This is a genomic window from Candidatus Kurthia intestinigallinarum, from assembly GCF_003991225.1.
Taxonomy (GTDB): domain Bacteria; phylum Bacillota; class Bacilli; order Bacillales_A; family Planococcaceae; genus Kurthia; species Kurthia populi.
The window spans coordinates 893,873-906,633 of the sequence record NZ_JTFC01000031.1 but is presented as its reverse complement, the minus strand read 5'-3'; the positions used below and the strand labels follow the sequence as shown (position 1 = coordinate 906,633).

10 protein-coding genes, 18 tRNA genes, 2 rRNA genes and 1 other RNA gene are annotated in these 12,761 nt (G+C 41.9%); 27 read left to right on the top strand and 4 right to left on the bottom strand.

Translation table 11 applies throughout. The annotated features are described in order from the left end of the window. The 20 genes from QI30_RS12985 to QI30_RS12890 form a co-directional block, all read left to right on the top strand. Nucleotides 1–245 (top strand): 23S ribosomal RNA (locus QI30_RS12985); the annotation flags it as partial. Between the two features lie 52 nt (nt 246–297). Beyond that, nucleotides 298–413 (top strand): 5S ribosomal RNA (gene rrf, locus QI30_RS12980). A 12-nt stretch (nt 414–425) separates the two neighbouring features. Continuing rightward, a tRNA-Val gene (locus tag QI30_RS12975) sits at nt 426–501 on the top strand. 16 nt (nt 502–517) lie between these two features. Continuing rightward, nucleotides 518–601: transfer RNA gene (locus QI30_RS12970), tRNA-Tyr, on the top strand. 9 nt (nt 602–610) lie between these two features. Further along, nucleotides 611–685 (top strand) — tRNA-Gln (locus QI30_RS12965). A 7-nt stretch (nt 686–692) separates the two neighbouring features. After that, a tRNA-Leu gene (locus tag QI30_RS12960) sits at nt 693–777 on the top strand. A 52-nt stretch (nt 778–829) separates the two neighbouring features. Further along, a tRNA-Gly gene (locus QI30_RS12955) sits at nt 830–904 on the top strand. 5 nt (nt 905–909) lie between these two features. Continuing rightward, nucleotides 910–998 (top strand) — tRNA-Leu (locus QI30_RS12950). A 31-nt stretch (nt 999–1,029) separates the two neighbouring features. After that, nucleotides 1,030–1,106 (top strand) — tRNA-Arg (locus QI30_RS12945). A 5-nt stretch (nt 1,107–1,111) separates the two neighbouring features. Beyond that, nucleotides 1,112–1,188, top strand: a tRNA-Pro gene (locus QI30_RS12940). Between the two features lie 9 nt (nt 1,189–1,197). Next, nucleotides 1,198–1,273, top strand: a tRNA-Ala gene (locus QI30_RS12935). A 19-nt stretch (nt 1,274–1,292) separates the two neighbouring features. Beyond that, nucleotides 1,293–1,366, top strand: a tRNA-Met gene (locus tag QI30_RS12930). 9 nt (nt 1,367–1,375) lie between these two features. Then, nucleotides 1,376–1,468: transfer RNA gene (locus QI30_RS12925), tRNA-Ser, on the top strand. Nucleotides 1,469–1,484: 16 nt separating this feature from the next. After that, a tRNA-Asp gene (locus QI30_RS12920) sits at nt 1,485–1,561 on the top strand. 17 nt (nt 1,562–1,578) lie between these two features. Next, nucleotides 1,579–1,654: transfer RNA gene (locus tag QI30_RS12915), tRNA-Phe, on the top strand. 9 nt (nt 1,655–1,663) lie between these two features. Further along, nucleotides 1,664–1,740, top strand: a tRNA-Ile gene (locus QI30_RS12910). Nucleotides 1,741–1,762: 22 nt separating this feature from the next. After that, nucleotides 1,763–1,839 (top strand) — tRNA-Asn (locus QI30_RS12905). Nucleotide 1,840: 1 nt separating this feature from the next. Then, nucleotides 1,841–1,912, top strand: a tRNA-Glu gene (locus tag QI30_RS12900). Nucleotides 1,913–1,921: 9 nt separating this feature from the next. Continuing rightward, nucleotides 1,922–1,997 (top strand) — tRNA-Thr (locus QI30_RS12895). A gap of 1 nt (nt 1,998) precedes the next feature. Further along, nucleotides 1,999–2,071, top strand: a tRNA-Lys gene (locus QI30_RS12890). Between the two features lie 122 nt (nt 2,072–2,193). Here QI30_RS12890 and ssrS read toward each other — a convergent pair. Together ssrS and QI30_RS12880 are read right to left on the bottom strand one after the other, a co-directional pair. Then, a non-coding RNA gene (gene ssrS, locus QI30_RS12885) (6S RNA) lies at nt 2,194–2,385 on the bottom strand. Between the two features lie 83 nt (nt 2,386–2,468). Continuing rightward, on the bottom strand, nt 2,469–3,098 hold the full coding sequence (locus tag QI30_RS12880; RefSeq protein WP_126991022.1) for a YfbR-like 5'-deoxynucleotidase: 630 nt from the start codon (nt 3,096–3,098) through the stop codon (nt 2,469–2,471). Nucleotides 3,099–3,222: 124 nt separating this feature from the next. Here QI30_RS12880 and QI30_RS12875 point away from each other — a divergent pair, with 124 nt between their 5' ends. Next, a complete protein-coding gene (locus QI30_RS12875; RefSeq protein ID WP_126991021.1) occupies nt 3,223–3,660 on the top strand; it encodes a hypothetical protein in 438 nt (145 codons plus the stop codon). Between the two features lie 49 nt (nt 3,661–3,709). Here the strand turns inward: QI30_RS12875 and QI30_RS12870 are convergent, their stop codons facing one another. After that, a complete protein-coding gene (locus tag QI30_RS12870; protein ID WP_126991020.1) occupies nt 3,710–5,713 on the bottom strand; it encodes a penicillin-binding transpeptidase domain-containing protein in 2,004 nt (667 codons plus the stop codon). A gap of 242 nt (nt 5,714–5,955) precedes the next feature. Here QI30_RS12870 and QI30_RS12865 point away from each other — a divergent pair, with 242 nt between their 5' ends. Both QI30_RS12865 and QI30_RS12860 read left to right on the top strand, forming a co-directional pair. Continuing rightward, entirely contained in the window at nt 5,956–6,345 is a 390-nt protein-coding gene (locus tag QI30_RS12865) for a helix-turn-helix domain-containing protein (protein WP_020188955.1), read from the top strand. Between the two features lie 101 nt (nt 6,346–6,446). Continuing rightward, nucleotides 6,447–7,559 (top strand): amidohydrolase, encoded by a 1,113-nt coding sequence (locus tag QI30_RS12860; protein ID WP_126991019.1) that lies wholly within the window; start codon nt 6,447–6,449, stop codon nt 7,557–7,559. A gap of 39 nt (nt 7,560–7,598) precedes the next feature. Here QI30_RS12860 and QI30_RS12855 read toward each other — a convergent pair whose 3' ends face one another. Then, complete coding sequence (locus QI30_RS12855; protein WP_126991018.1) at nt 7,599–8,831, bottom strand: hypothetical protein; 1,233 nt, start codon at nt 8,829–8,831, stop codon at nt 7,599–7,601. A gap of 85 nt (nt 8,832–8,916) precedes the next feature. Between QI30_RS12855 and QI30_RS12850 the strand changes: the two genes are divergently transcribed. The 4 genes from QI30_RS12850 to rbsK are packed head-to-tail and all read left to right on the top strand — an operon-like array spanning nt 8,917 to nt 12,648. Then, entirely contained in the window at nt 8,917–10,032 is a 1,116-nt protein-coding gene (locus tag QI30_RS12850) for a mandelate racemase/muconate lactonizing enzyme family protein (RefSeq protein WP_126991017.1), read from the top strand. Nucleotide 10,033: 1 nt separating this feature from the next. Next, nucleotides 10,034–10,711, top strand: coding sequence for a GNAT family N-acetyltransferase (locus QI30_RS12845; RefSeq protein ID WP_199754680.1), 678 nt, complete (start codon nt 10,034–10,036; stop codon nt 10,709–10,711). 38 nt (nt 10,712–10,749) lie between these two features. Continuing rightward, nucleotides 10,750–11,715 carry a nucleoside hydrolase gene (locus QI30_RS12840; RefSeq protein ID WP_233600577.1) on the top strand — a complete coding sequence of 322 codons (966 nt, stop codon included), beginning with the start codon at nt 10,750–10,752 and terminating at the stop codon, nt 11,713–11,715. Nucleotides 11,716–11,739: 24 nt separating this feature from the next. Continuing rightward, a complete protein-coding gene (gene rbsK, locus QI30_RS12835) occupies nt 11,740–12,648 on the top strand; it encodes a ribokinase (RefSeq protein WP_126991015.1) in 909 nt (302 codons plus the stop codon). Nucleotides 12,649–12,761: the final 113 nt, after the last annotated feature.

The following is a 12,761-nucleotide window of genomic DNA, read 5'->3' as shown; positions in this document are numbered from 1 at the left end:
GTACGAGAGGACCGGGATGGACACACCGCTGGTGTACCAGTTGTCTTGCCAAAGGCATCGCTGGGTAGCTATGTGTGGACGGGATAAGTGCTGAAAGCATCTAAGCATGAAGCCCCCCTCAAGATGAGATTTCCCATTACGCAAGTAAGTAAGACCCCTGAAAGACGATCAGGTAGATAGGTTCGAGATGGAAGTGCAGCGATGTACGGAGTTGACGAATACTAATAGGTCGAGGACTTAACCAAATATACTTTCATGTCACAGTTTATCCAGTTTTGAAAGAACAATCTTTCATAGTCTAGTAATGATGGCAAAGAGGTCACACCTGTTCCCATGCCGAACACAGAAGTTAAGCTCTTTAGCGCCGATGGTAGTTGGGGGTTTCCCCCTGCGAGAGTAGGACGTTGCTAGGCTATTATAATATCGGAGGATTAGCTCAGCTGGGAGAGCACCTGCCTTACAAGCAGGGGGTCGGCGGTTCGATCCCGTCATCCTCCACCATTTTTATATTTTTTCTGGAGGGGTAGCGAAGAGGCTAAACGCGGCGGACTGTAAATCCGCTCCTTCGGGTTCGGCAGTTCGAATCTGCCCCCCTCCACCATTTTAATATTGGGGTATAGCCAAGCGGTAAGGCAACGGATTTTGATTCCGTCATGCCCAGGTTCGAATCCTGGTACCCCAGCCATTTATATGCGGGTGTGGCGGAATTGGCAGACGCACTAGACTTAGGATCTAGCGCCGCAAGGCGTGGGGGTTCGACTCCCTTCACCCGCACCATTTTATTTTAAAATTTTATATTGCCAGATTAAAAAATTAATCTTTGCATAATGCGGAAGTAGTTCAGTGGTAGAACATCACCTTGCCAAGGTGGGGGTCGCGAGTTCGAACCTCGTCTTCCGCTCCAATTATGCCGGGGTGGCGGAACTGGCAGACGCACAGGACTTAAAATCCTGCGGTAGGTGACTACCGTGCCGGTTCGATTCCGGCCCTCGGCACCATTTTATTTTAAATTTAATATTATTTTTTTTTGCGCCCATAGCTCAATTGGATAGAGCGTCTGACTACGGATCAGAAGGTTGTGGATTCGACTTCTGCTGGGCGCACCATTTATCGGAATGTAGCTCAGCTTGGTAGAGCACTTGGTTTGGGACCAAGGGGTCGCAGGTTCGAATCCTGTCATTCCGACCATTTAGTAATGGGGCCTTAGCTCAGCTGGGAGAGCGCCTGCCTTGCACGCAGGAGGTCAGCGGTTCGATCCCGCTAGGCTCCACCAATTTTATATTATTTATTATGGCGGCCTAGCTCAGCTGGCTAGAGCGTCCGGTTCATACCCGGGAGGTCGGGGGTTCGATCCCCTCGGCCGCCATAATCCTTTGGAGGTATACCCAAGTCTGGCTGAAGGGATTGGTCTTGAAAACCAACAGGCGGGTCAAACCGCGCGGGGGTTCGAATCCCTCTACCTCCTCCATTTTTTATTTTAATACGGTCCGGTAGTTCAGCTGGTTAGAATGCCTGCCTGTCACGCAGGAGGTCGCGGGTTCGAGTCCCGTCCGGACCGCCATTTTAAAAATTTATTGTGGGTTTGTAGCTCAGTTGGTAGAGCATTAGATTGAAGCTCTAAGTGTCGGCGGTTCGATTCCGTCCAAACCCACCATTTTTTAATGGGCCTATAGCTCAGCTGGTTAGAGCGCACGCCTGATAAGCGTGAGGTCGATGGTTCGAGTCCATTTAGGCCCACCATTAATTTATAATTCTATTTTATTCCGTTGTAGCTCAGTTGGTAGTAGCATCTGACTGTTAATCAGAGGGTCGCAGGTTCGAGTCCTGCCAACGGAGCCATGGCCCCTTGGTCAAGCGGTTAAGACACCGCCCTTTCACGGCGGTAACACGGGTTCGAATCCCGTAGGGGTCATTTTCATATGCCGGTGTAGCTCAGTTGGTAGAGCAACTGACTTGTAATCAGTAGGTCGAGGGTTCGACTCCTTTCGCCGGCACCATGAGTCATTAGCTCAGTTGGTAGAGCATCTGACTTTTAATCAGAGGGTCGCTGGTTCGAATCCTGCATGACTCATATTAAGCGAGTGCAAATTGCATTCGCTTTTTTTGTGCGCTTAAATAGTAAATCATATTTTTTAGATGTAAACAAAAAAGGGCACCCTACACAATTGTGTAGGGTGCCCCATACGTTTAAAATAAGAAGCCGCTTTTGCCGTAAGTCATTACATTGAAAGTTTTAAACCACCACTCCTCAAAGTGGGTGTTTGCAAAGAGTTTCATGTTCGTCCTAACGATTCCGCTAGGCATACCAGTCCGCTCTCTATCTTAAACTCCCTATTACAGATCAAAGGTTAAAACTTAATATTATTACGTACAATGCAGCCTGTATTAATACTATACTGCAACAATGCTTTTTGTGCAACATAGTTGCTTCGTTAAAAAAGTGTAAAAAAAAAGAGTGTAGCGATTTGCTACGCTTCTTTCATTACCTCATGTGTTAATTTTGTTATATCAATTGTTGTATCCTCATTGAGTACATCATTTAAGATGACATCTCGGAAGTAGGCAACACTTGGTTTAAGATCAATTTTTAAAATTCGTTTTAATGCTTGCTGATACATATTAATAAATTCATGATCATTATTTCCACGTTTTAGCTCTGCAAAGGACTCATAGAATTGATCTAGCTTATCTGCAAATTCAAGAAGGCGTCCCTCAATTGTCGCATCTTTGCCTTCTTTTAAACGTTCTTTGAAGACAGCTTTAAATTCTTCGGGGATTTCGCGTGTAATGAAATCTTCGACCATTTTATGTTCAACATGTGCAATCATTTCTTTTAGTTCAGGAGAAGAATGTTTTACAGGCGTTTTAATATCGCCTATGAATACTTCGCCATAATCATGATTAATGGTTTTTTCATATAATGATTTCCAGTTAATCGTTGCACCATTATTTTCTTCAATAGTTGCAAAAACGAGCGCATATTGAGATACTTTCCATGAGTGGGCGGCAACGTTATGTTCCTCGAATTTAAAGCGACCAGGGCAACGAATGATTCTTTCTAAGTCATTTAAGCTCATAAAAAATTTGTGAATTCCCATATAACTTCTCTCCCTTCAATCTCTTTCTGTAATTAAACTATACCCTATTTTCATAAAATAAAACGGTGGCTTACATAGGCTTTAGAAAAGCTTAACAGCATCTTTACAAACGAGGAGGATTAAAATGTTTTATGATTTTATTGTGTATTTACATGTGATTGGAGCCATTTTATCGATTGGTCCATTTTTCGTCTTATTTCCGTTAATGAAACGAATGCAATATGAACAAGATATGGCTGTATTAAAAGGTCATGTGGATGCATTTAGCTTGGCGATTCAAGTAGTAAAGCATGCAGGGCATTTTTTAGTGGGCTTTGGTATTTTGGCTGTGTTATTAGGCGGTTATCCGTGGACAACGCCATGGATTTTAGTGACGATTATCTTATTGATTAGCTCCGTTATTTATTTAGCACGTGCCTTTAAACCAACGCTACGTACGTTTGGAACGAATGCATTTAATCAACAGCGCTTCGTACGAAAGCTGCGCAAGGCTGTGTGGATTTACGTTGTGCTACTTTTTATTATGCTATGGCTAATGGTGACAAAGCCGATGTTTTGGTGAAAACAAAAAGAAGGAATCCGCCTTGGCGCGATTCCTTCTTTTTTTATAATTATTTTTCTAACACAGGGATAAGCGATTTTGATAATTCGATAGCTGAACGACCTGTTTTTTTATGATCCTCGACGATTGTGAGTAATAAATAATCTTCTTTATCGGCATTAAAGACGAGCACGAAGCTATTTTCTGTACCATCATAGACACCTTGCTTTTGCTTGATTTCGGCAGTACCTGTTTTTGCTGCTAAGTTGTATGGCAAGCTTTTGAGCGTATTACCTGTTCCGCCCTTATGCTTGATTACTTGTTGCATCGCAGCGCGCACTTTATGTGCAGACTCAGCACTGACTGCCTGCGTCATTTTTACTTTTGTTCCTTTGACAAGGCGTGGATAGGTCATTTTGCCATCGTTTGCAAAGGCTGTATAGGATACGGCCTGTTGAATAGGGGACATTAATACTTGCCCTTGCCCATATGCTGTATCTGCTAGTAGGATATCAGAATTGAATGTTTTTTCATTTGAAATTTGTGCGGCCTTCATTGAAATCGGTAAATTAAAATCTTTTCCGAACGCAAATTTATTGAAGCCCTCGCGTAATTTCTTTTCACCCATTTCAAGCCCTTCCTTAGCAAAGAAAATATTGTCTGAGTAGATGAGTGCACTCTTATAATCAACGTTTGAGACATCGTCATGTAAACGTGTCACATAGTAAGAGCCCCATTCAGAGCTTTCTTGCCATTTCAACCCTTTAATTTTATGCGTTTTTGTTTCAGTCATTGTACCATTATCTAGACCGACTGCAGCAGTTACCGTTTTTAAGGTCGAGCCCGGCGCATAACGCTGTGCAAAGCGCGTCAGGAATGGCATATTTTCATCATCTGCATATTCTGCATAATCTTCTTGAGAAATACCACGCACCATCTTATTTGGATCATACGATGGCTTGCTTACTAAGGCATTTAGGTCTCCTGTTTTCGGATTGATGATAACAGATGATCCTGTCGCATCTTCAAGGGCCTTAAATGCCGTCTTTTGTGTTTTAGAATTAATCGTTAAATAAATCGTTTGACCGTCTGTGCGTTCGGCATTTAATAATACATCGCGGACACGACCACTAGAAGTGACCAATGAAATTTGTCCACCATCGACACCACGAAGCTCTTTGTCGAATGTTTTTTCAAGTCCACTTTTACCGATTGTATCGTCTGGATTTAACGCTTTATTCTTTTTCAAATCCTCATCGGTCACTGTGCCTGTATAGCCGATTAAATGTGCAGCTGCTTCACCTAGTGGATAGTAGCGCATATCCTTTGAGCTGTACTTCACGCCATCTAAATCTTTGGCTTCCTTCATATCGATCACCTTAATTGGGACGAAAAGATTATCGCGTACCCAAGACTGCGCTAACTTTTTCTCTAATGTTTCTACGCTTACGTCAAATGCTTTTGAAATAGCCTTTAAATTTTTATCGCGTGTTTTGCCTTCACCTAGTCCACTCGGTAAAATACCCATTTGATAAAAAGGTGCATTCGTTGCGAGTGGTTGGTCATCTTGGTCGACGATTTGTCCGCGTTCTGCCCGGTCAATCGTGTATGAAATTTTGTCGGTGCTTTGCATATGAGGGAAAATTAATGTTGGGTTCCACTTGATTTTATAGTTGCCGTCATTTTCAACGAGTGGCGCGCTATAGTTCATGCTCGCCATTTTGCCAAGTGCTGTTTCGAGCGTCATCGTATACGTCATCATATAGTGGTCTTTTTTTAATTCCTCGACCTTCATATTGGCTATTTTAATATCCTTTGCACCAATGCCTTTAAAAATGGTGTTGTATTTTTCGACAAGGCTTTCTTCAGTGAAATCATTGTCCGTAATGGAAGCATTCGTTACAAGTGAAGGAATGTCAGCAAACTGCTGTTTTTCTAACAGTGTCTTCCATGCGTCTGCAGCATCTTGTCTTGCAGTAGTTTCTTTATTATTTAACATCATATTGATAATTAAAACTACGACAATAACGACGACGATGCCGAGGAGACTTTTTATTATCATGCTTTTCTTCATCGAAATACCCTCCTTATCTCTTATTATCAGACATTTGTACATAAAAATCATTGATTATTTTGTGTCAATTATACTATTAATGAAAAAAGTGAAAGAAATAGCTAAAAAAATTAAAAAAATTCTACTTTAAACTTCTATTTTGTTTTAAAATAAAGGAAATAGTATCCATATGTCGAATGTAATGACTAGGGCTATACAGTTTCTTCCATAAAAGATGAGGAAACGAGGAGGGAGGATAAAGAATGTTTAATGCAAAACAGTTTGGCGAGCAATTAAAATCATTGCGTGAGACAAGCAATCATTCGATGCTATCATTAGCAAAGCAGATTGGAACATCCGCAAGTCGTATTAAGAGTTGGGAAGTTGGGGAAAGCGTACCTTCTGCAAAATGGATTGTAAAGCTGAGCCAAGCATTGGCGATTTCAACGGACGAACTCTTATTAAACCAAACGACGGAGGACGGCTTGCCGCTACTATCAGATGTAACGAAAAGTCGCAATTCATTGTTGCGTGATTTGAACGAATTAGTACAGCATTTACCGAAACAAGATTTAATGGAATTATACGTTTTGGCTGAGGTGAAGCAAAAGAGTCACACATCGACAGAGGAGATTGAGATTTTACGTGCTTGATTATTAACGAGAAAACGGATGTGCAACAGTGCATTGCCGTTTTCTTTTTTTTTCGTTCGATGTATAGTAGAAATTGAGTTTTCAACATAAGGAGAATTTTTATGACAATCGAACAACAGATTTTAGAATGGTTCAACCATTTTCATACACATGCAGAAATTAGCTGGAAAGAAGTCGAAACGACAAAAAAACTAGCGTCTATTTTAGATGACCTTGGCGTCGAATATCGTTTATTTGGTGATGTCACAGGTTTAGTGGCAGAGATTGGTGAAGGCGAAGAATGCGTAGCGGTTCGTGCCGATATTGATGCCCTTTGGCAGGAAGTAAACGGTGAATGGCAGGCGAATCATTCATGCGGTCACGATGCGAACATGGCGATGGTGCTAGGCGCCTTATTACGTCTAAAAGATGAGCCACTACAACATCGCGTGCGCTTTATTTTCCAACCAGCGGAGGAAATGGGCAACGGTGCAGTCGCAGCATTTGAGCGCGGTGCAGTCGACGGTGTCTCTCATTTATTCGGCGTTCACCTACGTCCAATTGATGAAATTCCATTTGGTAAAGTAACACCTGCTATGCATCACGGCGCAGCATATTTTTTAACAGGAACGATCCAAGGTGTGGATGCACATGGTGCGCGTCCTCACCAAGGTAAAAATGCTATTGATGTCATTATGGCCATTCAACAAATGCTCCAATCACTTCATGTTTCACCATTTATCCCACATTCTGCGAAGCTGACAAAAATCGTTGCAGATGGTGGGAGTGTCAATATTATTCCAGGCGCAGCCAGCTTTTCAATGGATGTACGTGCACAGGATAATGCAACGCTTGATACGATGCAGCAACATATCGAGCGAGGTCTTGCGGCGATTCGCACGCAGTTTGATATTGATTTACAATGGGATTGGGTGGATTATACGCCGGGTGCAGTCGTATCAGATGAAGCGGCTGACATTGCTGAAAAAGCCATTACAGCTGTTTGTGGCAGTGATGCATTAGCGCCTCATATTTTCACACCAGGTAGTGATGACTTCCATTTCTATACGGTGAAAAAGCCTGAGTTAAAAGCGACGATGATTGGCATCGGTTCTGATTTAGCACCAGGGCTGCATCATCCGTATATGACGTTTAATCATGATGCACTAAATCTGGCATCGAACGTATTAGCGGAAACATTAAAAACAGCAATTCCATCAAAATTATGTAAATAAAAAAAGAGGCTAGGGAATTGACTCCCGCATAGCCTCTTTTTAATAGATTGCGAAGTTGAGTATATATACTGTACGAGGGCGCCCTTGTTGGTAGCTCATTTCCTCGCCAGCAACGCGTACATAGTCTTTATCGACGAGCTTTTTCAAAATACGCTCTGTCGTACGACGTGTAACTTGTAAATATTCGGATAAATCATGTGCTGTAAATTGAGTATTTTGTCGTCCTTTATTAAAGGCGATGATTTTCGAAATATTTAGCGGGCTTAGCTGTGTTTCCTTTGCTAGCTTCATAATGGATGGATCTTTTATTTGCAGCGCTAAATTTTCATTTTTCTCCTTTAATGGATTGATTAAATTTTTATGTTCATCAATGATGCAGATGCTATTTTGCTTCGTGTATTGCATCGCGTATAGCGCGTTTTGTTCGGCTTCATTAATCGATTGACCATAACCAAAAGCCATCTTCACATCAAAGGGTGCCTGCTTTATAAGTTTTTCGAGCTTTTGATGCTCTAAGGCATGATTTAAATGCCCCATTGTCGTATAAATCTCGACATGTTCTTTGTCAAAAGGCTGCTGAATACCATGGACAATCGAAGTAACGGCATCCGCAAACTCGTTGTGTCCATGTGGGGTTTCAAGCATACCAACGACAACTTTTGCTGATTCTGATTTGGTCATACGAGACAGCGCTTTTGTTTCCTCTAAACGATGTAAAATCGATGTGGAGGAATCCAAAATGCACATCGACGGAATATTGGCCTGCTGTAGTTGTTCATAAACGTTGTGACTACTCGTAATCACATAATCAATTTTTTGCTGCTGCCATAATGACAGATGGGTTTCAAATAATGCTGTATTGTCCATAGCTGTTGTCACTTCATGAATGAAGGGAGTTGCATGTTGATAATCAATATCGAATAATACATTTTCAACAAAGCGACTGTCCATGACATCGATGGATAGACGATGTAGGGGAATAGTATGATTGGCAACGACCGCGAGTAATGTATTTGAAACCGCAAATTCATCCTGCTTTAAATAGGTCCAAGGGATTGGCCAATTCTCCAACATTGGTTTACTATAAAGGTATGGCAGTGTGCCCGTAATAAAAAGCACATCGCACGGCTTAACGCTTTTTAATAAAGTAGGCGTTTGTGCGGGATGTTTATAAATATAAAAGTCGAGCTCGATATCAGTTATTTGCTGAGCGAGCTTAGTTAACCGTTCTTTAAATGCACGAGAGCTAATTACAGCTACTTTCGTAGACATAGTCATCGTTCCTTTTCATTAATATTGTGTTGCTATTTAACGACTATTTAACGACATCTATTTTAACATAACAGGAGTATCTAACATGAAAATTACACAAATTGAAATCTATGCAATTCACTTACCACTAATCGAGCCTTTTATTATTTCGTATGATCGCTATGATACGATGCCATCAATCATCGTCAAAATGACGACGGATACAGGTGTCATCGGCTACGGAGAGTCTGTACCAGATGATCACGTAACAGGCGAATCATGGGAAAGCACGTATGCAGTATTAAAACACCAATTAGCTCCTGCAGTTATTGGTCAAAATCCAATGGAGTTTGAGAAAATTCATGAAGTAATGAATAAAGTCATTCGTGACGTGCCAGCCGCAAAAGCAGCAATCGATATTGCGTGCTTTGATATTGCCGGTAAGACACTGCAAGTACCAGTATATCAATTAATCGGCGGACGATTCCATAAAAAATTCCCAATCACACATGTACTTAGCATTGGTAGTCCCGAAAAAATGGCCAATGAGGCGGCGGAGCATGTTGAGATGGGCTATCGTTCATTCAAAATGAAGGTCGGTACAGAAGTAATGAAAGACGTCGAGCGCATTAAAGCAGTACGTGAACGTGTCGGTGCCGACATCGCTATTCGTGTAGACGTCAATCAAGGCTGGGTCAATGCCTCAACAACATTACGCGGTTTACGTGCAATGCGCGATTTAGACATCGACTGGTTAGAGCAACCCGTAAAAGCAGATGATATTGACGCGATGGTGGAAATTAAATCAAAAGCAGATGTGTCACTAATGATTGATGAAGGCTTACATGGCGTAAAAGAAATGCGCGAAATTATCGCAAAACGCGCGGCGGATAAAGTAAATATTAAATTAATGAAATGCGGTGGAATTTATCCAGCAATGAAGTTAGCAGTAATGGCTGAGATGGCTGGTATTGAATGCCAAGTTGGTTCAATGGTTGAATCATCCGTTGGTTCAGCGGCTGGCTTCCACGTTGCATTCTCGAAAAAAAATATGACAAGTGTTGAATTAACCGGTCCATTAAAATTCTCAAAAGACATCGGCGACTTGCACTATGAGGTACCATTTATCGAACTAAACGAAAAACCAGGTTTAGGGGTAACAGTGGATGAAGCCATCTTAGAAGAGCTTTGCAAATTCAAAGATGTTGTAAAGGAGGGCTAGTATGACATTTTATGAAGGCATGCTAGGAGACACGCCTGTCACGATGCAAAAACTAACAATGGCGCATTTAGCAGAACTAGAAATGTTACAGCAAAAAGTGTATGATGCATTACCAGATAAAAATACATTACAGCCACTCTCAACAGCTGAGTTCACAAATATTTTAAGTGGTAATGGCCTGCTAATGGGTGTGTATGCAGAGGATGAACTGATTGCCTTTCGTGCATTACTTGATCCACAAGATGACCCTGAGCATTTAGGCATCGACTGCGGCGTAGCAAAAGAAAAGTTATCACGCGTTTTTTATCAGGAGATTTCAAATGTCTCACCAGACTGGCGTGGCTACGGCTTACAAAAGCTTATGGCGCAGGTCATTATGGAAGCGGCAGATTTGACGCGCTATGACTATGTTTGTGCGACTGTAAAACCATACAATATTCCAAGCTTAAAAGATAAATTTTCACAGGGCTTAGTCGTGAAAGGCTTAAAATTAAAATACGGCGGTAAATTACGTTATATTTTCTTCAAGGATTTAAAAGCGGCATCACCTATTTATCAGGAAGAAAAAACGATTTCAATGAGTGACACCGAAGCACAGCAGGCATTATTAAAAGCAGGCTATGTTGGTACAGCATTAATTAAAAATAATGACGATTTTGAGATTGTTTATAAAAAGTAGTGAATAAGGTCTAAAAAAAAGCTAGAATGATAGGAGAAGTGAATAGTTTGAATCAGATTCCGGTGATTATTGATTGTGACCCAGGTATTGATGACACGATGATGCTGATGCTTGCATTTGCACGACCAGAGCTGGATGTGCGTCTTGTGACAACGGAAGCGGGGAACTTAACGATTGATAAAACGACGTATAATGCACTGAGCTTTTTAACGTATATTAACAAGCATGTAGAAGTGGCACGCGGTTTACCACAGCCATTATTTCGTAAGCAAGAAGTAGCGGAAGATATTCACGGTGAGGGCGGTCTTGGCAATGTGAAATGGGCAGACCCTGCATTTGAAGCGAGTAAACGTCCAGCAATTCAGGCGATATATGACACACTTATGCATTCAACAGAGCCGATAACGATTGTTGCGACTGGGCCACTAACAAACATCGCTGCACTACTTATTGCACATCCTGAAGTGAAACCAAATATTAAACAAATTTCATGGATGGGCGGTTCTGCAGTCGGTGGTAATATGTCAACGACGGCTGAGTTTAATGCCTATGTAGACCCACATGCAGCGGAGCTTGTTATGCGTGCTGGTGTGCCGATCATTATGAGTGGCCTTGATGTGACACATAAAGCGTATATTACACGTGATGAAATGGCGCATCTACGTACACTTGGGACACCATTCGCCGAAAAAGTGGCGGATATGATGCAGTTTTATACGTTTACACAAAAGCAGACACCTTTTTATACACCTGGCTTTGAGGAGCAGATTCGCATTCATGATGTGAGTGCGGTGGCCTGTCTTGTCGCACCTGAGCTGTACCGCGGTGATGATTATTTCGTTGAGGTAGAACTAGAGGGGCGTCTGACACAGGGGGCGACGATTGTTGATTATACGAAGCAATCGGGCAAAGAGCCAAATGTGCATGTGCTACACAGCGTTGACCGCGCAGCATTTATCAAACTATTCTTCGAGGCAGTAACAACGATTGGAAAAACGTTGTAAATACTTTTAGGGGGATTTTAGTGCATGTCAAAGAGAATTGTTGTGGTTGGTAGTATTAATATAGATTTAGTATATGAGGTGCCATCGATTGTGAAGGAAGGTCAAACGATTCAAACGACGGACCATCACCTATTTTTCGGTGGGAAGGGCTCAAATCAGGCGATGACAGCCGCACAATTAGGTGCAGATGTCGCCTTCGTCGGGAGTGTCGGCGAAGATGGTTACGGTCAGCAAGCGATTTTCAATTTAGAAGGACAGCATGTGGATACAACCTATATCCATCAACAGGGCTTAACAGGGCAGGCGATTATTCAGCTCTCACATACAGCAGAAAACTCGATTTTACTTTATCCCGGCGCTAATTTTAATGTAACACCTGCACAAATTGATGAAGCAAGTGACGTCATTGAACGAAGCGATATGCTGTTATTACAATTAGAAATTCCACTACCTGCGATTGAGCGCGCCATCGATATTGCCTATGCGAGCAATACGCAAATTTTCTTAAATCCAGCGCCATCACAGCCATTATCAGATGATATGCTGATGAAAATTGATTATTTAACACCTAACTGTACAGAGCTTGAAAGCTTATCAGGCATTCCGTTTGATGAAGATAATTTGAGCGAAGCCTGTGAAATTTTGATTAATAAAGGAGTCGGCTGCGTTATTGTAACGCTCGGTAAAAAGGGTTCGTATTACTTTACAAGAAACGGACAGCAAGGTTATTTATCATCAAATAAGATGAGACCTGTCGATACAACGGGCGCAGGGGATGCATTTAGTGGCGCATTAGCTGTCGCGCTATTAAACGGGGCTGAACTCGAGGAAGCGATTCATTATGCTTCGGATGTAGCTGGCTATGTTGTCACGCAAAAAGGAGCACAGCCTGAAATTCCATCATCGTATCGTTATCTCGCTCATCAACTATAAACAAGAGACTTTGACATACGTATAACAACCGCTCATAGGAGCATAAGAAAAACCGGAATCGCGCTGTGGCGTAGTTCCGGTTTTTTGTTTCGAACGCTAAAAAGGGAAAGTGA

What these genes read in the sequence shown, in the direction of transcription:
- QI30_RS12880 (WP_126991022.1), bottom strand. Translation starts at nt 3,098, where the DNA reads ATGGGAATTCACAAATTTTTTATGAGCTTAAATGACTTAGAAAGAATC.
- QI30_RS12865 (WP_020188955.1), top strand. Translation starts at nt 5,956, where the DNA reads ATGTTTAATGCAAAACAGTTTGGCGAGCAATTAAAATCATTGCGTGAG.
- QI30_RS12860 (WP_126991019.1), top strand. Translation starts at nt 6,447, where the DNA reads ATGACAATCGAACAACAGATTTTAGAATGGTTCAACCATTTTCATACA.
- QI30_RS12845 (WP_199754680.1), top strand. Translation starts at nt 10,034, where the DNA reads ATGACATTTTATGAAGGCATGCTAGGAGACACGCCTGTCACGATGCAA.
- QI30_RS12875 (WP_126991021.1), top strand. Translation starts at nt 3,223, where the DNA reads ATGTTTTATGATTTTATTGTGTATTTACATGTGATTGGAGCCATTTTA.
- QI30_RS12855 (WP_126991018.1), bottom strand. Translation starts at nt 8,831, where the DNA reads ATGTCTACGAAAGTAGCTGTAATTAGCTCTCGTGCATTTAAAGAACGG.
- rbsK (WP_126991015.1), top strand. Translation starts at nt 11,740, where the DNA reads ATGTCAAAGAGAATTGTTGTGGTTGGTAGTATTAATATAGATTTAGTA.
- QI30_RS12850 (WP_126991017.1), top strand. Translation starts at nt 8,917, where the DNA reads ATGAAAATTACACAAATTGAAATCTATGCAATTCACTTACCACTAATC.
- QI30_RS12870 (WP_126991020.1), bottom strand. Translation starts at nt 5,713, where the DNA reads ATGAAGAAAAGCATGATAATAAAAAGTCTCCTCGGCATCGTCGTCGTT.